The sequence below is a fragment of the Rhodococcus pseudokoreensis genome (genome assembly GCF_017068395.1).
In the GTDB taxonomy this organism is placed as follows: Bacteria; Actinomycetota; Actinomycetes; order Mycobacteriales; family Mycobacteriaceae; genus Rhodococcus_F; species Rhodococcus_F pseudokoreensis.
The window spans coordinates 8,178,917-8,199,628 of record NZ_CP070619.1 but is presented as its reverse complement, the minus strand read 5'-3'; the positions used below and the strand labels follow the sequence as shown (position 1 = coordinate 8,199,628).

The window sequence follows — 20,712 nt, the reverse complement described above, 5'->3', positions numbered from 1 at the left end:
TGTCAGAGCGCAGCGGCGAGAAGTGGGTTCTCGCCGGGTACGGCGTGCAACAGGTTGCGGGTGTAGGCCTCGCTCGGCGCGCCGAAGATATCGTCGACGCGCCCCGACTCCACCGCCCGCCCGCCACGCATCACGGTGACGTCGTCGGCGATCAACCGCACCACGCCCAGGTCGTGGGTGATGAACAGGTACGTCAGCCCGAATTCAACCTGCACGTCGACGAGGAGTTGAAGGATCTGCGATTGAACCGAGACGTCGAGGGCCGAGACCGCCTCGTCGAGAACGACGATGCTCGGGTCGGCGGCGAGTGCCCTCGCGATCGCGACGCGCTGCCGTTGCCCGCCCGACAGTTCGACGGGCTTGCGCCGGAGGAACGTGCTGTCGAGCGCCACCGCGTCGAGCAATTCGACCACCCGGTTGCGGCGTTCTGGCCGATTGTTCCGAATCTTGAACGCTGCCAGCGGTTCCGCGATGATCTGCTCGATGCTCAGCTTGAGGTCGAGTGACGAGTACGGGTTCTGACGCACGAGCTGGATCCTGCGCCGCACCGGGCGCAACCGGCGGTGGGACAGTCCGTCGATCCTCTCTCCGTCGAGCAGAACCTCGCCGGCGTCCGGTCGGCTGAGCCCGACCGCGATTCGCGCGAGTGTGGACTTGCCCGCTCCCGATTCGCCGACCACGGCGTGCGTGGAACCGGCGATCACACCGAGGGTCACACCGTCGACGGCGACGAACTCGGACGCCTTCGAGCCCGACCCGACGGTGAACCGCCTGGTCACGTCGCGCAATTCCAGGACGGGGCCCGCGACCGCGGTGTCGTCCACGGCCCGCGCCGCGAGCGCGAGCGGTGACGGCCCGAGACGGGCGCTGCGGAACGACGGCGCCGCGGCGATCAGCGACCGCGTGTATTCCTGCCGCGGATTCTCGACCAGCTCCCGCGTCTCCCCCTGTTCGACGATCCGCCCCTGCCGCATGACCACCACGCGGTCCGCCCGGTCGAACGCCACCCCGAGGTCGTGGGTGACGAGCAGGACGCCGAGCCCGAGCGTGTCGCGGAGAGCCGCGAGATGGTCGAGGATCACCTTCTGGACCGTCACGTCGAGCGCGGACGTGGGCTCGTCCGCCACCAGCAGTGCCGGATCACTCGCGAGGGCGATCGCGATGAGGACACGCTGCTTCATTCCGCCCGAGAGTTCGTGCGGGAACTGCGAGTAGATCCGTTCGACACTGTTCAGTCCGGCGAGACGCAGTTTGTCGAGCGCCAACTCCCGCGCCGGACCCGATTCGACCTTCCGGTGCAGCCGGATCGCCTCGAGGACCTGCACCCCGACCTTTTTCACCGGGTTGAGCGAGGTGCCGGGATCCTGTGGAACGAACCCGACGAACGGACCGCGCAGCTGTGCCAGTTGCCGATCCTTCCACCGGGTCACGTCCCGCCCGCCCAGGTGGATCGTGCCGGAGTCGATGGACGCCGACGACGGAAGGAGCCGCAACGCGGCATGGACGGTGGTGCTCTTACCCGAGCCCGATTCACCGACGACGGCGACGAACTCACCCGGGTGGACGCTCAGAACCACACTCTCGACGGCGGTCTTCCCCGCCCCGCGGGCGGTACGGTAGCTGACCCGCAGATCGTCGATCTGCAGCAGTGGACCGTCACCCTGTTCGACGTTGCTCATCTCTGATCTCCTAGCGATTTGCTGATGCGATTGGTGGCGAGCACGACCACGGCGATGAGAACGCCGGGCAGGATCGAGATCCAGGGATAGGTGGCGAGGTAGTCGCGCCCCTCCGACACGGCGAGGCCCCACTCGGGCTCCGGCGGCGGAGCACCGTAACCGAGGAAACCCAGTGCCGCGACGGCCAGGATGGCCGAACCGCATTCGAGCGCAGCCAACGACAACACGGCGGTGACAGAATTCGGCAGCACGTGCCGGACCACGACCCGGCCGAAGCCGGCCCCCGACCCGTAGGCCGCCTCCACGTAGTCGCTCTGGGCAACCTTGAGCACCTCGGAACGCATCACGCGGGCGAATGCCGCAACCGCGGAGATTCCCACGGCCAATGCAACATTGAAGGTTCCGTACCCGAGGGCCGTCACCACCGTCATGGCGAGCAGGAGCGCAGGAATCGCCAGCAGCACATCGACGAAGCGCATGACGATCGCATCGGTACGACCGCCGACGAATCCACTGAGCAGGCCGACGACCGAACCGACGACGAATCCCACCAGCACCGCCAGCAGCGTCGCACTGAGCGTCGTGGACGCCCCGAAGATCACGCGGGCGAGGAGATCCCGGCCGAGGCGGTCGGTGCCGAACAGGTGGTCGGGACCGGGTGGGCTGAAGCTGGCGTCGACATCGCCGTCGTACGGACTGAACGATGTGAACCAGCCGGGAACCACCGCCCAGAGAACGACTGTGACGATCACCAGCCAGGACAGGACCAGCCCCGGTGCGGTCGACGCGAGTCGCACGAACCGCAGGAACCTGTCGCCGGCGGTGTCGGCGGTGGATGCGGCCGATGAGCGGAAATCGAATGTGGTCACTGTGATGCCTCCTTACCCGGCCGCCGGGGCGGCGCCGGCCAGGACCCGCGTGCGCAGCCGCGGGTCGAGCAGCGGATAGACGATGTCGACCACAAAGTTGACGACCACGAAGACGATGGCCGCGAACACCACCACCGCCTGCACGAGCATCACGTCCTGGGTGCGGACCGCCGTCTCGGTCAGCCGGCCGAGGCCGGACCGCGAGAAGATGGTCTCGACGATCACGGCACCGGCCAGCAGGTTGCCGAGGGTCAGGCCGGCAATCGTCAGAGCGGGCAGGCTCGCGTTCTTGAGAACGTCGCGCACCAGAACCCACAGCCGGCTGGCGCCCTTCGCCACGGACACCGTGACGTAGGGCGCGTTCAACCCGAGTTCGATGTTCTTCAGCAGCAGTTGCGCAATGGGCGCCGACACCGGTATCGCCAGCGTGACGGCGGGCAGAACGAGTGAGGCGAAGCCGTTGTTTCCGATGGGAGGAAACCATCGCAGCTGGAACGAGAAGACCTGCAGGATCGCGAGCCCCACCAGGAACACCGGTACCGACACACCCGCCGCGGGGAGAGACGCGATAGCCTGCGACAGCCACGAACTACGGGTGTACGCCGCCGACAGTGCAATTACGAACGCCACGATCACCGCGAGCAGCAGCGCGGCACCGGCGAGGATCGCCGTCTGCGGCAACACCGCGAAGATCATCGACCACACGTTCTCCCCCGTGCGCACCGAATGTCCGAAGTCCCCGTGCAACGCACCGAACAGTCGCGTGGCGTACTGCACCACGACCGGCTGGTCGAGCCCGTAGTGTGCGCGCGCCGCGTCCTTGTCGGCGTCACTGACCAGTTCCGCCTCGCTCGGGTCGAACATGAGGTCGACGGTGTCGTATGGAAGGACGTAGAGCAGGACGAAGGTGAGTGAGTACGCCGCCCACACGACGAACAGGGACTGGCCCAGTTTGGCGAGGATGTACCGTCCCATTGCTTAGCCCTGCTCTATCCATGTGTCGTAGAACACGTTTCGCGACTGTGCCTCGTAGCCCACGTTGTGGACCTTCGGGTTGGCCGCGGTCACCTGGGCCGGGTTGTACACCGGCACGCTGAGGACCTCCTCGTTGAGAACGAAGTCCTGCGCTGCGGCGGCCGCGGCGGCACGCTTGGCCGGATCGAGTGTCTCGTTGACGGCGCGGAACGTGTCGATCGCCTTCTGCCGGACGGGGTTGTCCGACGTGATGGCGGCGCCGTTCGTGAACAACGGCGAGTACGTCTGCTCGAGCACCGCCACATCCGATCGGCTGGTGTTGAACACCTGGACGTTCCATTTGCCCTGAAGCTTGCTCGCCGCCTGGTAATCGGGAATGGGAAGCACCTGCAACTGCAGGTCCACACCGATGTCACGCAGATCCTGTTGGATGAGTTCGAACGCGGGCTTGTTGATCACCAGGTTGTTGATGGCGAGCAGACTCAGCGTGAGCGGCTTGCCGTCGGCGTTCACACGAATACCGTCCGGGCCTTCCTTCCAGCCGGCCTGATCCAGGATCCGCCTCGCCTCGTCCTGGTTCTCGACCAGTTGATCGCTGAAATCCGCATATCCCGGCACGCGCTCCGAGACCACCGAGGACGACGGCCGGTAGCTGTCGGTCAGTACCGTCTTCGCCAGCGCGTCCCGGCTCCAGCCGAGTTTGACGGCCTCACGCACCGCACGCTCGTTGGTCGGGAAGAGATCGGTCTTGAAATCGAATGCGATATCGCGGCCCGGGATCAGCTGGGGAACGATCTCGTAGCCCTCGGCGCGCAGGGGCGCCTCGTCCGTCGTGTTGACGTCCAGGATCGCGTCCACCTCACCGGAGCGCAACGCCCCCGTCCGGACCCCTGCCTCGGGGATGACGAGCACTTCCACCGTGTCGAGGTACGCGTCACCGTTGTGCCCCCGGCTCGCCGGCGCCCAGTTGTATCCCTCCCGCTTCCGCAGGACGGTCTTCTCCTGGTACACGTGCTCGGTCACGACGAACGGCCCGGTGGCCACGATGTTCTGCGGAAGCGCGCGGTCCTCCTTCCGCAACTGCAGCGTCGAGTGCCCGAGGATCCCGGCGAAGTACATCGAAAGACCTTGCAGGAATCCGGCACTCGGTTTGTCGAGGGTGACCTTCACGGTGCTCGGATCGATCACCTCGGTGCCGATGTACCCGCCCCAGTACGCGGATACCGGGACGACACCGAGTTCCTTGTTGCCGAAACCGAGGAGGTCGAAGTTCTCCTTCACCGAGTCCGCCGTCAACGGCGTGCCGTCGCTGAACGTGACGTCGTTCCGCAGGTGAAACGTGAACTCCGTCAGGCTCTCGTTGACGTCCCAGAACGTCGCAAGCCAGGGCTCGAGGGCACCCGATTCGGGATTCTGGTAGACGAGCTTGTCGCTGATATTGCTCGTGATCAGCGACTCCGGGTACGAGCTACCGGAATGCGGATCGAGGTTCGCCGGCGCGTCCAGGACGGCGAACCGGAGAGTCCCGCCTGGAACCGGATCCCCACCGACGTTCGAGGAGGCCACCGATTGGGATGCGGCGCACCCGGTGAGCACCAGTGCTGCGGCGGCTGTGGCCGCGATCAGAGCTGTTGCTCTGCCGACGAATCTTCGGGTCATCTGACGAAACTCCTCAATGCATGGACGAACGGAGGGAAGACGAGACACGCGCGCGGCGCCGAATCCACGCCGACAACGGTCGGGCGGACGGGACGATCAGGGGATCGGAGGGACGAACTCCGAATGGGCGCCCGCAGGGCGCCCGGTCACGAGATCAGCGACAACAGTGGAACGCAGCGGAGGAGAACAGGGGGCCATGGGCACTCATCACGTTCTTCCTTCCGCATCTCGGCACTCGTCACAACTGTGACCAGCTGAGTGTGCACAGTGCCGGAATCGCGAACAACCAACCTGAACTACGAGGTTCTTTAAGATTGGCTCAAGTCAGCGATCGGCACGGCCGTATCCGTTTACGAGTCCGCGACCCGGGGAATGTCGTAGACGAAGGTGATGCCAGATGTTGAATTCCGAGATCTCGAACCCCGTGCGGTCCGCCCGAAGCTTCCTCGACCGGCGCCGGGGGCCGTCGGACCGCGAACTCGTGACCACCGCGAAGGCGGTACTGATCACCAGGCGCGGCTACACCGATGCCCAGGCTTTCGACGAACTACTCGACGTGGCCCGTCGGCACCACCTCTCCGTGCACGGCGCTGCCCGGTGCCTGATCGACCTCACCAGCAACACCGGTCACCTCACGAGTCGCAGGCAGGTCGCATTCCCCGAGTGGGAAGGACTCCGCGGACCGTCGTCCGGGCACCACCGTCGTCCGTCACCGCGCATGGACAGTTTGCAGGGACGCCACCACCCCCACCTCGCCACACAGATTCGACCGTGACGGCCCGGACCGGACAGCGACAAACGTCACGGGGGCACAGATCCATGGCAATCCAGCCCTGGCTGAGTTGATCCCCGGATCCCGCTGCCGATCCCGCAGTGAACCCTGCCACTGCCGCGAAAATTCTCTCACGCGTTGTAGTGAACGGAATGGACCGATGAATCGTGGTATCGGATATGAAGCTCTCCACAGTTCTGCTGGGGCCGGCCTTCGTCGCCGCATGTGCGCTCACCGCCTGCAGCAATGACGGCGGCAGCACCGTCGACTACGGACCCACCCCGGCGATCACCGACACCACGTCGATGCCGTCATCGGAAGGGGCCGTGGCGGCGGGAACGAACGAGATCGTCATCTCGGGATTCGCCTACACAGTGCCCGCCACGGTGGCACCCGGTACGCAGGTCACCGTTCGCAACAACGACACGGCGGAACATACGGTGACCGCAGACACCGGCGGCGCATTCGACGTCGAGATCGAAGGCGGCGAGACCGCGACACTGACCGTGCCGTCGACACCCGGGACCTACCCGTTCCATTGCACGTATCATCCGAACATGCACGGCGACTTGACCGTCGGCTGACGAGACCATCGCCGATCCGGGTTCTACGCGGCTGGTCTCGGGCCTCCCCGAGAACAACGAGTGACGACGGCCGGCCCCCGCAGTGGTCACACACCTCAGCCGACGACGACCGAGTCACCCTGAACCGAGACGTTCCGCGCGGCGAGCGGAATGGACGCCGGACCGTTGTGCACGGACCCGTCGAGATTGAACTTGCTCCCATGGCACGGGCAATTGATGGTGCCGCCGGAGACGTCGGATACGGTGCACCCCAAGTGCGTGCATGTCGACGAGAACCCGCGGAAATCACCGCCGCTGGGCTGTGTGACGACAACGTCGCCGAGCACAACACCGCCACCGACGGGAACGTTGCCGGTCGGCACGGTTGCACTCGCGGCCTTCACAGCTGGGCCGGCGCTGACGCCGGGCGCCGACGACGCGCGAGTTCTGCTGAACAGCGCGCTACCAGCGGCCAAGGCGGCTGCAACACCGATACCAGCGATGACCGTACGACGCGGAAACGCCATCTGGTTGATCCGCAGGCTCTGCTCCTGGTTGAGTTCGTCGGACTGCATGGCGGTTGCTCCCTGTCTGGGCTGGGGTCACGCGGGATCGCACACTGCGGCTCTCAATAGTTCTAACGCGGGACACCGACGACTGGTTCACACGCGCGACGCCGGGCAGGCCGTATCCGACTCGGCGGACGCCCGCGAAACCCTTCACCGTGCGCGGGTCAGTGCGGGGTTCCGCCCGCGGCCAGAAAGGTGTCGATTGCCTGTTGCAAGCGGTCCAGGGCCGCGCCGTAAGCGGTGAAGTCGCCGGTGCGTTGCGCCTCGCGCAGGTTGGCCAGAGCGTCGTTGAGTTCGAGGACCGCCGCGGTCAGCTGGTCCGATGCCGGCGGTGGCGGAGCGGGCGGGGCACCCGATGGAGGCGGCGGCGGTTGCCCATCGGTAGGTGGTGGTGTGGTGGCGTCGCCGCCAGGTGCGGTGGCGACGGCGCCGGTGCCGGTGCCGAAGACCTGGTCGAGGGCCTCGGCGAGGGTGGGGGCGTATCCGATCCGCACCCCGCCGGTGCCGGGTTCGCGGTAGCTGACCAGGACCCGGGCCAGCTGCGGGAACGTGGAACCATTGGGCGTGCTGGTCAAGCGTTCGGTGAACACCGGTTCGACGTAGAGGATGCCGCCGTCGGCGATCGGCAGGGTCAACAGGTTGGCGTAGTAGATCCGGTTGGACCGCTCGAGGAGGGTTCGCTCGGAGGCGACGCGGGTGTCGGAGATCATCGAGTTCTGGGTCTGCCGCGGGCCCTGGGTCTGGGTGTCCGTCGGCAACCGCAGAATGTCGATCCTGCCGTAGTTTTCGGGGTCGGAGTGCACCGAGAGGTAGGCGGAGAGAAATTCCCGGTTGAAGCCGACCATGGCGCTGGTGAGCCGGAAGGACGGGGCCGCGGTGCCGGCGTCGCCGACCAGGACGTAGTACGGCGGCTGCTCGCCACCGGTGTCGGCGGTCGGATCACTGGGCACCGACCAGAATGCATTGGTGGTGAAGAACTCCCGCGGATCATCGACGTGATACTTCGCCAGCAGGTCCCGCTGCAGGCGGAACAGATCCTCTGGGTAGCGGAAGTGCGCGCGCAGCTCGGTCGGGATCGCCGTCGGCGGCTGCACCGTGCCCGGGAACACGCTCATCCACGCCCGCAGGACCGGGTCGTTCTCGTCGACCTGGTAGAGGGTGACGGTGCCGTCGTAGGCGTCGACGGTGGCCTTCACCGAGTTCCGCACGTAGGACACCTGCTCGAGGGGCAGGGTGCGGCCGGTGTCGGTGACCACCGGCTCGGCGAGTGCGCCGACCTGCGAGTACGGGTAGTGGGCGGCGGTGGTGTAGCCGTCGACGATCCAGACGATCCGGCCGCCGACCACCGCCGGATACGGGTTGGTGTCGGTGGTCAGCCACGGGGCGACGTGTTCGACCCGGGTGGCCGGGTCCCGGTTGAAGATGATCTTCGACCCGGGCCCGATGGCGCCGGAGAACAGGATGTTGCGTTCGGCGTACCGGGCGGCGAACGCCAGCCGGTTGACCCAGCTTCCTACCGGCACCCCACCGGTGCCGGTGTAGGTGTACTGGGCGGTGTCGGTGTCGTACTCGCGCGGCGGCGCACCCTCGGGCCCGCCGACGATGGCGTAGTCCGGGTCCGCCTGCGCGATCACCTCACCGAAATAGATGCGCGGTTGCTCCACCGGGATAACCTGGCCGCCCCCCGCCTGCGAGGCGATGTCGCTGACCGCGTAGATCGGGTACCCGCTGTCGCTGCTCGCGCTCTGACCGGCGGCGTCGCGGACGGCGGCGTTGACCCGGTTGGCGGGGGCGGCGACGAACCCGTTGCCGTGGGTGTATACGGTGTGCCGGTTGATCCACTGAGTCTGGTTGCCGCTGAGGCTGTTCGGGGAGAGCTCGCGGGCGGCGACGATGTAGTCGGCGAGTCGTCCGTCGATGGTGTAGCGGTCGATGTCGAGGTGCTCGGGGAAGCCGTAGAAGTTCTTCAACTGTTGCTGCTGGGTGAAAGTGCGCGAGAGCACGGTCGGGTCCAGCAGGCGGGCGTTGGCGATGGTGGTGACGTCGGCGGGAATGTCCCGGGGCGGCCGGGTGCCCACCCCGGGATAGTCGAGGTAGTCGACCCGGTCCGGGCCGATTCCGTAGGCCTGCCGGGTCGCGGCGATGTTGCGTTCGATGTAGGGACTCTCCCGGTCGGCGGCGTTCGGGCGGACCGAGAACTGCTCGATCAGCGCCGGATAGATTCCGCCGACCAGTATCGCCGAGAGCACCAGCAATGCCGTGGCCATCGCCGGGATCCGCAGGTCCCGCACCGCGATCGCGGCGAAAAACGCGGCCGCGCACAGCACCGCGATCGCGACCATGATCAGCCGGGCCGGCAGCACCGCGTTGATGTCGGTGTATCCGGCCCCGGTGAAGGTGGGCTCCTTCCGGCCGCTCCACAACAAGGAGTACCGGTCGAGCCAGTAGGAGGCCGCCTTCAGCGCGATGAACGTGCCCGCAAGCACCGCGAGCTGGATGCGCGCCGGTCGGGACACCTCGATGAGGTGGTCCTTGCTCGGTGCCAGCCGGATGCCGCCGAACAGGTAGTGGGTTCCCAACCCGATCAGCAACGCCAGGAACACCGCCATGAACAGCCAAGTCAGGATCAGCCGGTAGAACGGCAGGTCGAAGACGTAGAAACCGATGTCGTACCCGAACTCCGCGTCCACCGTGCCGAAGCCGCCGCCGTGCAAGAACAGTTGCACCGTCTCCCAACTCGACTGCGCGTGCAACCCGAACGGCAGCGCCAGCAACAGCGCGATTCCCACCGCGAACGCCCGCGGGCGCCGCTGCACCACCGTCCGGTACCGCTCGAGCGGATCCTTCGCCGCGTCCGCGGCAGCGGCCGCGAACAGTGGGCGGGATCGGTACGCCCACACCGTGGCCGCGAAGATCACCGCACCCACCAGCAGCGTCACCGCCGTGAACAGGATCAGCCGGGTGACCAGGACGGTCCCCCACACCCGGCGGTAGCCGACCTCACCGAACCACAGCCAATCGGTATACCCCACGACCAGACGCGGCCCGATCACCAGCACCGCAACGGCAGCCACCGTCACCATGATCGTGACCCGGGCCCGCCGCGGCAGCGCCCACATCCGGTCGGACGGTTGCATGGCCACCTCCCACGGGTCGGCTCACGAGCAGCCCCGCCGCCGCGGACCACCCTCGCCCGATGCAGCGAAGGCATCCGTATAACCACATTCTAGTCGGCGCCGGGCTCGTCCTGGCCGGCGCGAACTCGGCACCGGATTGGGCTCAGTGGACTCGCGAATGGACCGCGCGCCGGGTTCGATGACGCGGCTCGCAGCCCTCATCTGCCTCGCCCGACGCCGATCCGACATCACCTACGCCATCGTCGAGAACAAGACCTACGACCGAACACCATCCGCAGCAGCGGCTTGACCGAAACAAGCGACAACCCACCCTTGCCCGGCCACGACGACTGTAGAAGCATTTCCGTAGACCGATCGGAGAAATCGTGACCAGCGAAACCACACCAGTCGCCATGCAGCGTGAACCGGAGCTGGCGGGACAGACCGTGGTCCTCATCGGCGGCAGCGCAGGCATCGGGCTCGAGACGGCGCGACGCGCCCGGATGGAGGGTGCCGACGTCATCCTCACCGGGCGCAATCCCGACCGGCTCGAGGCCGCAGCGGCAGACGTCGGCACGCAGCGCACCGCAGCGTTCGACGCCAACGACCCGGCCGCGCTGCGGACGTTCTTCGAGGACCTGCCGACACCGGTCGACCATGTGCTGGTGACGGCCGGCGGCCCGCGTTACGCTCCCCTGCTCGAGATGGACTCGGACGAGGTGCGCCGACAGCTCAGCGACCACATAGTGCTGGGGCTCGAGGTCGCGCGCAATGCGGCGAACACGATGCGGCCCGGGGGCGCGCTGGTGTTCATGGGCGGCACCGGCGGCCGGCGCATCGGTCACGGCCTGGGGATCGTCTCCGCCGCCACGGCCGCACTGCCCCCGTTCACGGCGGCCCTCGCTCTCGAGCTCGCGCCGATTCGCGTCAACCTCATCGCCGCGGGCTTCGTCGACACCCCGCTGTCGGCATCTCTGCTCGGCGACCGGCTCGACGAACGGCGGAACGAGTTGCGAGCGAAGCTTCCGATCGGCCGGGTCGTCGGCCCCGCCGACGTCGCAGCACTCGCCGTCCACATCATGAGCAACACGGCGCTCACCGGCGCGACGTACGACATCGACGGCGGACAGCAGTTCGTCTTCTGACGACCGCACGACGACAGACGCACTGATGTGCGGGACCTGTCATTCTCCGGACAGGTCGGCCGAAAGGTCACGAACCTCGACGCCGGCGGGAATCTCGACCTCGGCGATCAACTCCGGCCGGTCGTCGAATTCGAGGCGCAGGGCCCGGCACATGGTCGCGTGCATGTCGTAGAGGGTGGTGATGTAGGTCAGCTGCAGAATTTCGGGATCCGTCAGGTGGGCTTTCAGGACCGCGAACACCTCGTCCGGCACCCGGCCGCCGTCGTAAACGAGGCCGTCGGTGTAGGCGAGGACCGCCCGCTCGAGTGCGGAGAAGCAGTCGCTGACCTGCCAGTGCGGAAGGGCCGCGATCTTTTCCTCCGGTGCCCCGAGGGAGCGCATCTGCTTGCAGTGCTGGGAGAAAACGAACTGGCTTCCGCGTGCGTACCCGGCCCTGGCCTGCCCCAGTTCACGCAACAGGGGGTCCAGGGTGACGTTGCGGTAGAGCGAGAATCCGCGGACGGCGTGCCGGAACACGTCCGGCGATTGGGCGAACACGGTCCACCAGTCGCCGGGGGTGGCGTGGATGGTGCCGTGATCGACGGCGGGATCCTTGTCGGGTCCGAACAGTCGGTCGTAGAAGAACAGGATCTTCTCGTCGGTGACTTCGGCGCGGGGTACCTCACGGAGACGGGGCACGGCTGTTCCTTTCGGGCGGTAGCGGTCAGGATGCGGTGGGTACGCGCCGGTCGGCGGCGGTCTTCGGTTCGTGCGAGACGTCGGCTTCGGTGAACGTTCTCGTCCAGCAGGCGAATTCGAGCAGGACGCCGTCCGGGTCCTGGAAGTAGAACGAGCGCACGAAGGTGCCCGGGTGCACGTGCCGGGACACACCGGCGGAACTGTCGTCGTGGTTGAGGACCCGACTGACCTTGATTCCCTCGGCCTGCATGCGGGTGTAGTACTCGTCGAACTGTTCCGGCGGCACCGCGAACGCGACGTGATTCATCGACCCGACCGCACTCGCGAGTTCCCCCTCGTCGGGGAGCCCCTTGGGGGCGGCGAGACCGGGCGCGGCTTCGGGAGAATCGGCCAGCCAGAAGAAGGCGATGGTGTTGCCGTTGCCGCAGTCGAAGAAGAAATGCTGGCCCAGATCCCCCGGCAGCTCGATGGTCTTGATCAGGGGCATGCCCAGGACGCCCGAGTAGAAATCGATGGTGCGTTGCATGTCCGAGCACACCAGCGCAAGGTGGTTGATACCCCGAAGTTCGTACTTGGAGTTCGGATTGCTCATGGCGGTCCTTCCGATGTGGTGAAGTCGTCGCGAGAAGCGAACAAAAATGACTTGACAGTCATGTCATCTATTGGGAGAGTTTGTCCGTGAGCAAGTCATCTGTCAATACCTCGTCCACGCCGGCCACGGTCGACACCCTCACCGCGCGTGGCCGTAAGACACGCGACGCGCTGCTCGACGCCGCCCGGAAGGTGTTCGAGACGGTCGGATTCCCCGACACAAGGGTCGAACACATCGCCCAGGAGGCGAACGTCTCCTACGGCACCTTCTACCGCTACTTCGAGTCGAAGGAAGAAGTGTTCCGGGAGCTGAGCACACGATTGTTCGAGGACATGCACCGCCGGGAGCCGACCGACGGCGACCTGTCTCCGGCGGAGAAACTGGTCGCGTCGAACCGCTCGTACTACCAGTCCTACCGCCGGAACGCCCCGCTGATGGCGATCGTCGAACAGGTCGCGACGTTCAACGACGAATTCCGCGAGCTCCGTCACGAACACCGCCGCCAGTTGATCGACCGGACCTCCCGCGCCATCGCACGCTGGCAGCAGGACGGACTGGTCACCGCCACTCTCGACCCGGTGCTGGCGGCCCGCGCGATGGCCGCCATGGTCGACCACACCCTGTACCTGTGGTTGATCCAGGGTGACGACGCCGACGAGGCGGCCCTGCTCGACACCCTCGACCAGATGTGCCTGGGCGCACTCGGTCTCGACCGGAACTGAGCGCTGCACGCTCCCCCACCGAGAACAGTGCCGGGCCACGATCCCGACGGTGCGCTTCCTGCACACCCCACCATCGACTGAACAGCGGCCGACCGATCGATCGATCTCGTCGGCTCGGCCGTTGTTCCGATCTCTCCGAAGGCACGCACAATGACAACGCATTCGCCGTTCGCGTCCGCTACCACCGACACACCGCAGGGAGCGCTCGACGGCCTGCGGGTACTCGAACTGGGCACCCTGATCGCAGGCCCGTACTGCGGGCGTCTCCTCGGTGACATGGGCGCCGACGTCATCAAGATCGAAGCCCCCGATCGGCCCGACCCCCTACGGGACTGGGGCCAGGCCGAGGGCGGGCACCAATACTTCTGGTCCGTGCACGCCCGCAACAAGCGATGCGTGAACCTCGACCTGCGCACCGAAGCCGGCCGGCGGATCTTCCTCGACCTCGTCGCCACGGCCGATGTCGTCGTCGAGAGCTTCCGGCCCGGAACCCTCGAACGCTGGGGCGTCGGCTACGACGTCCTCCGGAAGATCTCCCCGCGACTGGTCCTGGCCCGGGTCTCCGGATACGGCCAGACCGGTCCGTACGCCGCGCGACCCGGATACGCGTCGGTGGCCGAGGGCATCAGCGGCTTGCGGCACCTCAACGGATTTCCCGGCCAGGCGCCCCCGCGAATCGCACTCTCGCTCGGCGACAGCCTCGCCGGCATGTTCGCCTTCCAGGGTGTCCTCGCCGCGCTGATCGCGCGCGAACGCACCGGACGGGGACAGATCGTCGACGCCGCGCTCACCGAGGCCGCACTCGCCATCCAGGAGTCCACCGTTCCCGACTACCACAAGACCGGCCACGTCCGGCAACCCTCCGGCACCCGCCTCGACCGCGTCGCACCGTCCAATCTGTATCGGACGCAGGACGGGCTGTGGGTGATCATCGCGGCCAACCAGGACACACTGTTCGCGCGTCTGTCCGCTGCGATGGGCCGTCCCGACCTCGCCACCGATCCGCGCTACGCCACCCACACCGCGCGCGGGGATCACCAGGACGAGCTCGACACCCTGATAGCCGAGTGGGCGGCCGGCTTCCCCGCTGCGGAGCTGATCGAACTGCTGACCAAGTTCGAGGTGGTCACGGGCCCGGTAAACACGGTCGCCGAGGTGATGGCCGATCCCCAGTTCAACGCCCGCGAAATCTTCGTCGACCATGTCGACCCCTCCCTCGGGCCCGGCGACACCGGATTCGATCCGGAGCCGGTGAAGGGAGTCGGAGTGATCCCGAAACTCAGCGAGACCGCGGGCGGGGTCCGGTGGGGCGGGCCCAGCCGTCCGGGCACCCACACCGACGAGGTGCTCACCGAAATCCTCGGCTACGACGCCGACCGGCTCGCCGCATTGCGCGATCAGGGCACGATCTCGTGACCGCGATTCCACCCGAGGTCGACATCCGGGAAGTCGGGCCCCGCGATGGACTGCAGATCGAGAAGCCCATTCCCACTGCCGCCAAGCTGGATCTGATCGACGCGCTCGCCGCGACCGGTGTCCGGCGCATCGAGGCCACGTCCTTCGTCTCCCCGCGGGCCGTCCCGGCGCTGGCCGACGCCGAGGCCGTCGCCGCCCAACTCGGCCGCTGGCCACACGTCACGTTCTCGGCGCTGGTTGCCGGACTCGGCGGCGTCAAGCGAGCACTCGCGGCAGGCCTGACCCACCTCGAATACGTCGTCTCCGCGTCCGACGGGCACAGCCGGGCCAACGTCGGTCGCAGCAGCGAGGAGTCGATCGCGCTGATCACCCCCATTGCCGAACTGATTCACCAGGCGGGCGGCACACTCGAAGTGATCGTCGCCATCGCCTTCGACTGCCCGTTCGACGGGCCCACCCCACCGGACCGCGTGGCCGACATCGCGCGGCGTGCGGTTCTTTCGGGTGCGGATGCGCTGTCCGTCGCCGACACCATCGGCACGGCGACGCCGGTGCGCACCACCGATGTACTCACCCGGGTGCGCGCCGCGGCCCCCGGCGTGGACCTCGGCCTGCACCTGCACGACACCCGCGGCCAGGGGCTGGCGAACGCGTGGGCGGCATACGCCTCGGGCATCCGCCAGTTCGACGCCTCCGTCGGCGGGCTCGGTGGGTGCCCCTTCGCGCCGGGCGCGAGCGGCAACATCGCCACCGAGGAACTGGTCTACATGTTCGAGGACGGCGGCATCGCGACCGGCATCGACATCGACAGGGAACTCGACGCCGCTCGACTGGCCGAGCGCCTGCTCGGCAGATCCCTCGCAGGCAGACTGCTCGCGGCCGGGGGCCGACCGGTTCCCTCCGGCACCGCCCGCAATTGACCACCTCGCTGCCGACACCGCGACGAGACACTCCGCCGCGCCGCAGGCAGCACCACACGGAAGAGACGGATTTTCGCATGAACGACCTGGCTGATCGCTTCTTCGCCGCCGTCGGTGACGGCGACGAGAGGACACTGACCGCGCTGTACGCACCGGACGCGCGGATCTGGCACAACGACGACGGACGCGAACAGACGGTCACCGAGAACCTGAGGGTGCTGCGCTGGCTCTCGCGCACTCTCGAGGACCTGCGCTACGAGGACATCCGCCGCCACGAGTTGCCGGACGGCTTCGCCCAGCAGCACGTCCTGCGCGCCACGCTGCCCGGCCACGGACCGCTGGAGGTGCCGGCGTGCCTGTTCGTCCGCGTCGACGACGGCCGGATCACCCGCATCGACGAGTACGTCGACTCCGCCGCCACCCTGCCCCTGCGCGCGCAGGCCGACCGGCGACGAGAGAACTGACATGACCGGAACCCGTTCCGCCGTCCCGCTTCCCGAACTGTGCGCGCGGATGCGCTCGTTCATCGACGACGCCGTCATCCCCGCCGAACCCACTCTGGTGAACGAGGAGGGCCCCGCACACGAGGCTATCGCCGAATTGCGTGAGCGAGCCAAGGAACGCGGCCTGTGGGCGCTCGGCCATCCCGCCGAACTCGGCGGTGGGGGTGTCCCGTTCCTCGACTTCGTCCATCTCAACGAGATCATCGGACGCTCGGAGTTCGGCCAGTTGGCCGTCGGCTCGGTGTCCATGCAGGACACCCTGATGCTGCACAAACACGGCACTCCCGAGCAGCGGCAGCGGTGGATTCCCCCGCTGGTCGCCGGGGACTTCCTCCCGTCCGTCGGGTTGACCGAACCGGACGCGGCGGGATCCGATCCCACCCTCATCGAGACACGCGCCGAACTCGACGGCGACACCTGGATCATCAACGGACACAAATGGTTCACTACCGGAGTGAAGGACGCCGGCTACTGCTCGGTCTTCGCGCGGACCGAGCCCGACACCGCCCCGCGGCACGAACGCATCAGCGCGATCATCGTGCCGACGGACACCCACGGATTCGAGATCGTCCGGTCGATCCCGACGATGGGACACGACCCGAGTGATCACTACGAGGTCCGGCTCACCGACGTGCGGGTCCCCGCCGCCAATCTCCTCGGCGAACGCGGCAGGGGTTTCGCGGTGGCTCAGGACCGGCTCGGCCCCGGCCGGATATTCCATTGCATGCGGTGGCTCGGGCAGGCTCAGCGCGCATACGAGTTGATGTGTGCGCGCGCGAACACCCGCTACACCCACGGCTCGCTGCTCGCGGAGAAGGGTGAAGTGCACCGCTACATCGCCGAATCCGCCGCCCAGATCCACGCCGCCCGGCTCATGACTCTCGATGCCGCCCGCGCGATGGACGCCGGGGAGGACGCCCGGGTGCGCATCGGGCTGGTGAAGTTCTGGGGCGCCCGCATGCTCCACGACGTCGTGGACCGGGCCATCCAGATTCACGGGGCGCTCGGCCTGACCGCCGATACCCCACTCGAGCGGATGTACCGGCAGGCGCGGTACGCCCGCATCTACGACGGTCCCGACGAGGTACACCGCATGTCGACCGCTCGCCGGTTGCTGCGCGATCCCGAGGCCGCCCCATGGCGATGACCGACGCTCCCGTAGCCCTCGCGGACGGCATCCGCGCCGTCCTGACCGCCGCCTACGGCACCGATGCCACGGTCGGGGAACCCCGGCAGCTGACCGGTGGCGCCAGCAGGCAGGTGTGGGCCGTCGACGCCGACGGCCCGGACGGGCAACCCCGGCCCGTCGTACTGCGCCGCGACCCGCCCGGACACGGCGACGCGGCCCGGATGCGCGCGGAGGTGGCGTGCCTGCGGGCCACCGCCGCCGCGGGCGTCCCGGTGCCCACCGTCCTCGCTTCCGGGGACACCGCGCCCGGCATCGACGCCCCGTATCTGATCATGAACAAGGTGGAGGGCGAATCGCTCCCCCGGAAACTGCAGCGGGACCCGGCCTTCGACGAGGTGCGCAGCCGTCTCGCCGAGGACATGGGTTACGTCCTCGGCCTGATCCACCGGACTCCCCTGGACTCTCTCGCCGTGCTCGACACCACCGACCCGGTGGACGCGCTCGAGGCCATCTACCGCGACCTCGGCGACCCCCGGCCCGCGGTCGAGGTGGGTCTGCGATGGTTGCGCGACCACCGTCCACTCTCGCGACCGCAGGCGTTGGTACACGGCGACTTCCGGATCGGCAACCTTCTCGTCGACGGAACCGGCATCCGCGGGGTGCTCGATTGGGAACTCGCCCACCTCGGTGATCCCGTCGAGGACCTCGGCTGGCTGTGCGTGCGGGCGTGGCGGTTCGGCGCGGCCGCGCCGGTGGCCGGGATCGGCGCCCGCGACCAGCTCCTGGACGGCTACGAGAAGGCCACCGGGACGAGACCGTCGTTGTCCGAACTGCACTGGTGGGAAACATTCGGAACTTTGAGATGGTTGGTGCTGAGCAGGTTTCAGGCCGAACGTCACCTCGGCGGGGCCGAGCGGTCCCTCGAGTTGGCGGCCATCGGACGCCGGGTCTGTGAATCCGAGTACGACCTGCTCGACGTCCTCGGACTGCTCGCCGACGACGCGCCCGCTCCCCCGCCGGCGCCACCCGGGCACACCGTGCACGACCGGCCCAGCGTCGCGGAGATCCTCGACCTCGTGGCCGGCACCTTGACCGACGACCTCGGACCGGCCCTCGACGGAACGCACGAGCGGGAGCGGTATCTCCTGCGGATCTGCGTCAACCTGTTGCGCACCGCCGGGCGCGAACTCGAAGCCGGGAACGGCGCCGATTCCCTGCTCGACGGCGCCCTCGGTGCGCTCGGATGCACGTCCGAGGCCGAGCTTGCCGCACGGATTCGCGAGGGGACGCTCGACTACCTCGACGACGGCGTACGCCGGGCGATCTCGATCGCCGTTCTGGCCCGCCTGCGGGTGGCCAACCCGCGGCACCTGAACCGGTAGCTGCGAAAAGCGGGGAAGTGCCCGGCGGATTCGTCCGCCGGGCACTTCCCGTTTTCGGGCTCCTACAGTTCGTCAGTGGGAGACGACCGGCTCCCGCGGATCCTCGTCGGCCGAAGACGCAAAAGCCCTGTGGCGGCGAGTGCCGGGGATCTTGTTCACCAGCGGCGCCAACACCCACCGGATCACACTGATCAGCCCGTACGGGATCACGAAGATGAAGACGATCAACGCCGCACCGTACGTGATGCCCGCCGCCGACTGGTTGATCTCCGCCGTCCACTGCGGCACGTACTGCACGAAGAACGCCCCGAACACCACACCGGGGACAGTGCCGAGGCCACCGATGACGATCATGGTGATGAACGCGATCGCCAGCGGGAGTCCGAATGCCTCGGGGCCGACGTACTGCACGACGAAGCTGTAGAGCACGCCGCCGACACCGGCGAAGGCCGCGCTGAGCGCGAACACCGTCGTCTTCGTGCGGGTGGCCCCGACGCCGAGCGTGGTGGCGACGGCCTCGTAGTCCCGGATCGCGATCAGTGATCGGCCGATCCGGCCGGTGGAGAGTCGCCGCACCACGAAGAAGGCGATCAGCGCCACCACCAGGCACAGGTAGTACACCCACTGGTCGCGTTCGAGCCCACTGAATGCCGGTGGCTCGGCGCCGGCGATGTTGATTCCCGCCTGCCCGTCGGTGACGTGCTCGAACCGTTTGATCACCGCCGGGGTCACCAGTGCCAGCCCCAGGGTGGCGAGCGCCAACTGGAGTCCGTGCAGGCGCAGGGCGGGCAGGCCGAACAGGTACCCGATCACGAAGCAGACCGCGAACGCGACCGGAAGGAGCAGCAGGTACGGGACGTCGTGATTCTCGACCAGCACGGCGCTGAGGTACGCACCGACGGCGAAGAAGAAGCCGTGGCCGAGAGAGATCTGACCGGTGTTGCCGGTCAGCAGGTTCAGTCCCAGCCCGACCACCACGTACACCAGCACCATGGATCGGTCGAAGTTGACGTACGGCGCCGACACCAACGGCGCCACCGCCGTCACGAGGATCACCACCGCGACCGTCGCTCTCGCCAGCCACCGTGGTGGGTCGAGTTCGGCTCGGGGACGGCGAAGTAGTTCGACGATTCTCATACTCGGGCCACCTTCCGTGCACCGAACAGACCCTCGGGTTTGAGAAGCAACACACCGAGGATCAGGGCCAACGCCACGGCCTGTTTGAAGTCGTGGCCGATCCAGGAAATGTAGGTGCCGGCAAGGTTTTCCGCGACACCCACGCACAACCCACCGACGAGTGCACCGACCGGACTGTCGAGGCCGCCGAGGACCGCGGCGGCGAACGAGTAAATCAGCGAGGCGACGAGCATGTTCGGTTGCAGGAACAGCTGCGGCGCCGCGAGGGAGGCGGCAAGGGCTCCGATGGTCGCGGCGAGGCCCCAGCCGATCATGAGCATCCGGCCGACGGGCACACCGATCAGTTGCGCCGAGTCCGGGTTGTCTGCCGCCGCCCGCATCGCCAGACCGACCTTCGTTCGCTGGAACAGGACGAACAGCAGCGCCGCGACCACGACGACGGCGGCGACGATGACCAGCGACTGCTGGGAAACCGCGACAGGACCGAGCGTGAGCACCGGCCCGGACACGATCGCCGGGAACTCCTTGCTCTGCACGCCCCAGATCCAGCCGGCGGCGCTGTTGAGCACCAGCATCAGGCCGAGGGTGATGATGACCAGCGGCATGTGGTTCGGGGACGATGCCAGCGGCCGGATCAGTACCCGTTCGGTGGCGGCTCCCCCGACGAAGGCGACCGCCATCGCGCCGAGAACGGCAAGGTACAGCGGCGCACCCCATGCGTGGAACTGCCAGGCGAAGAACGCCGAGAACATCGCCATCTCGCCCTGCGCGAAGTTGACGATTCCCGATGCGCGGTAGACCAGGACGATGCTCAGCGCGAACGCGCCGTACAGGGCGCCCCACATGAGCCCGTCCACCAGTTGTTGGAGAAATACATCCATGACCA

20 protein-coding genes are annotated in these 20,712 nt (G+C 67.5%); 10 read left to right on the top strand and 10 right to left on the bottom strand.

Features of this window, described 5'->3' with window-relative positions:
- Positions 1 to 2 precede the first annotated feature (2 nt).
- From JWS13_RS42770 to JWS13_RS42755, 4 genes are read right to left on the bottom strand one after another with little or no spacing between them, the layout of a single operon-like run.
- Positions 3 to 1,679 carry a dipeptide ABC transporter ATP-binding protein gene (locus JWS13_RS42770; protein ID WP_206011116.1) on the bottom strand — a complete coding sequence of 559 codons (1,677 nt, stop codon included), beginning with the start codon at positions 1,677 to 1,679 and terminating at the stop codon, positions 3 to 5.
- Entirely contained in the window at positions 1,676 to 2,548 is an 873-nt protein-coding gene (locus tag JWS13_RS42765) for an ABC transporter permease (protein WP_206011115.1), read from the bottom strand. Before JWS13_RS42765 ends, JWS13_RS42770 begins: the two co-directional genes overlap by 4 nt.
- A 12-nt stretch (positions 2,549 to 2,560) precedes the next feature.
- Entirely contained in the window at positions 2,561 to 3,523 is a 963-nt protein-coding gene (locus JWS13_RS42760; protein WP_206011114.1) for an ABC transporter permease, read from the bottom strand.
- Positions 3,524 to 3,526: 3 nt separating this feature from the next.
- Entirely contained in the window at positions 3,527 to 5,182 is a 1,656-nt protein-coding gene (locus JWS13_RS42755) for an ABC transporter substrate-binding protein (RefSeq protein WP_241032526.1), read from the bottom strand.
- 397 nt (positions 5,183 to 5,579) lie between these two features.
- Between JWS13_RS42755 and JWS13_RS42750 the strand changes: the two genes are divergently transcribed.
- Together JWS13_RS42750 and JWS13_RS42745 are read left to right on the top strand one after the other, a co-directional pair.
- Positions 5,580 to 5,957 carry an ANTAR domain-containing protein gene (locus JWS13_RS42750; protein ID WP_206011113.1) on the top strand — a complete coding sequence of 126 codons (378 nt, stop codon included), beginning with the start codon at positions 5,580 to 5,582 and terminating at the stop codon, positions 5,955 to 5,957.
- Between the two features lie 176 nt (positions 5,958 to 6,133).
- Positions 6,134 to 6,538, top strand: a complete 405-nt coding sequence (locus JWS13_RS42745; protein ID WP_206011112.1) for a cupredoxin domain-containing protein — start codon at positions 6,134 to 6,136, stop codon at positions 6,536 to 6,538.
- 95 nt (positions 6,539 to 6,633) lie between these two features.
- Here the strand turns inward: JWS13_RS42745 and JWS13_RS42740 are convergent, their stop codons facing one another.
- Together JWS13_RS42740 and JWS13_RS42735 are read right to left on the bottom strand one after the other, a co-directional pair.
- Positions 6,634 to 7,092 carry a QcrA and Rieske domain-containing protein gene (locus tag JWS13_RS42740; RefSeq protein ID WP_206011111.1) on the bottom strand — a complete coding sequence of 153 codons (459 nt, stop codon included), beginning with the start codon at positions 7,090 to 7,092 and terminating at the stop codon, positions 6,634 to 6,636.
- Between the two features lie 158 nt (positions 7,093 to 7,250).
- On the bottom strand, positions 7,251 to 10,223 hold the full coding sequence (locus tag JWS13_RS42735) for a UPF0182 family protein (RefSeq protein WP_206011110.1): 2,973 nt from the start codon (positions 10,221 to 10,223) through the stop codon (positions 7,251 to 7,253).
- A gap of 157 nt (positions 10,224 to 10,380) precedes the next feature.
- On the opposite strand from JWS13_RS42735, the gene JWS13_RS46055 reads away from it, so the two are divergent.
- The gene (locus tag JWS13_RS46055; protein ID WP_259375286.1) at positions 10,381 to 10,512 is read left to right on the top strand and encodes a hypothetical protein; all 132 of its coding nucleotides are present in this window, start codon (positions 10,381 to 10,383) and stop codon (positions 10,510 to 10,512) included.
- A gap of 76 nt (positions 10,513 to 10,588) precedes the next feature.
- Positions 10,589 to 11,347 carry an SDR family oxidoreductase gene (locus tag JWS13_RS42730; protein ID WP_206011109.1) on the top strand — a complete coding sequence of 253 codons (759 nt, stop codon included), beginning with the start codon at positions 10,589 to 10,591 and terminating at the stop codon, positions 11,345 to 11,347.
- Positions 11,348 to 11,386: 39 nt separating this feature from the next.
- Here the strand turns inward: JWS13_RS42730 and JWS13_RS42725 are convergent, their stop codons facing one another.
- On the bottom strand, positions 11,387 to 12,025 hold the full coding sequence (locus tag JWS13_RS42725; protein WP_206011108.1) for a carboxymuconolactone decarboxylase family protein: 639 nt from the start codon (positions 12,023 to 12,025) through the stop codon (positions 11,387 to 11,389).
- A gap of 25 nt (positions 12,026 to 12,050) precedes the next feature.
- The gene (locus tag JWS13_RS42720; RefSeq protein WP_206011107.1) at positions 12,051 to 12,617 is read right to left on the bottom strand and encodes a VOC family protein; all 567 of its coding nucleotides are present in this window, start codon (positions 12,615 to 12,617) and stop codon (positions 12,051 to 12,053) included.
- Positions 12,618 to 12,703: 86 nt separating this feature from the next.
- Here JWS13_RS42720 and JWS13_RS42715 point away from each other — a divergent pair, with 86 nt between their 5' ends.
- The 6 genes from JWS13_RS42715 to JWS13_RS42690 all read left to right on the top strand — a co-directional run bounded on the left by JWS13_RS42715 (position 12,704) and on the right by JWS13_RS42690 (position 18,689).
- Positions 12,704 to 13,339 carry a TetR/AcrR family transcriptional regulator gene (locus JWS13_RS42715; RefSeq protein ID WP_206011106.1) on the top strand — a complete coding sequence of 212 codons (636 nt, stop codon included), beginning with the start codon at positions 12,704 to 12,706 and terminating at the stop codon, positions 13,337 to 13,339.
- Between the two features lie 150 nt (positions 13,340 to 13,489).
- Positions 13,490 to 14,755, top strand: a complete 1,266-nt coding sequence (locus JWS13_RS42710; RefSeq protein ID WP_206011105.1) for a CaiB/BaiF CoA transferase family protein — start codon at positions 13,490 to 13,492, stop codon at positions 14,753 to 14,755.
- Positions 14,752 to 15,675: a hydroxymethylglutaryl-CoA lyase gene (locus JWS13_RS42705; RefSeq protein ID WP_206011104.1), complete on the top strand. Its 924-nt coding sequence runs from the start codon at positions 14,752 to 14,754 to the stop codon at positions 15,673 to 15,675. Before JWS13_RS42710 ends, JWS13_RS42705 begins: the two co-directional genes overlap by 4 nt.
- 77 nt (positions 15,676 to 15,752) lie before the next feature.
- Positions 15,753 to 16,139: a nuclear transport factor 2 family protein gene (locus JWS13_RS42700; RefSeq protein ID WP_206011103.1), complete on the top strand. Its 387-nt coding sequence runs from the start codon at positions 15,753 to 15,755 to the stop codon at positions 16,137 to 16,139.
- Position 16,140: 1 nt separating this feature from the next.
- Positions 16,141 to 17,325 (top strand): acyl-CoA dehydrogenase family protein, encoded by a 1,185-nt coding sequence (locus JWS13_RS42695; protein ID WP_206011102.1) that lies wholly within the window; start codon positions 16,141 to 16,143, stop codon positions 17,323 to 17,325.
- Positions 17,316 to 18,689, top strand: coding sequence for a phosphotransferase family protein (locus tag JWS13_RS42690; RefSeq protein ID WP_338050732.1), 1,374 nt, complete (start codon positions 17,316 to 17,318; stop codon positions 18,687 to 18,689). Before JWS13_RS42695 ends, JWS13_RS42690 begins: the two co-directional genes overlap by 10 nt.
- A 72-nt stretch (positions 18,690 to 18,761) precedes the next feature.
- Here the strand turns inward: JWS13_RS42690 and JWS13_RS42685 are convergent, their stop codons facing one another.
- Positions 18,762 to 19,826: a branched-chain amino acid ABC transporter permease gene (locus JWS13_RS42685; RefSeq protein ID WP_206011101.1), complete on the bottom strand. Its 1,065-nt coding sequence runs from the start codon at positions 19,824 to 19,826 to the stop codon at positions 18,762 to 18,764.
- Entirely contained in the window at positions 19,823 to 20,707 is an 885-nt protein-coding gene (locus JWS13_RS42680; protein WP_206011100.1) for a branched-chain amino acid ABC transporter permease, read from the bottom strand. The genes JWS13_RS42685 and JWS13_RS42680 overlap by 4 nt, the downstream gene beginning before the upstream one ends.
- Positions 20,708 to 20,712: the final 5 nt, after the last annotated feature.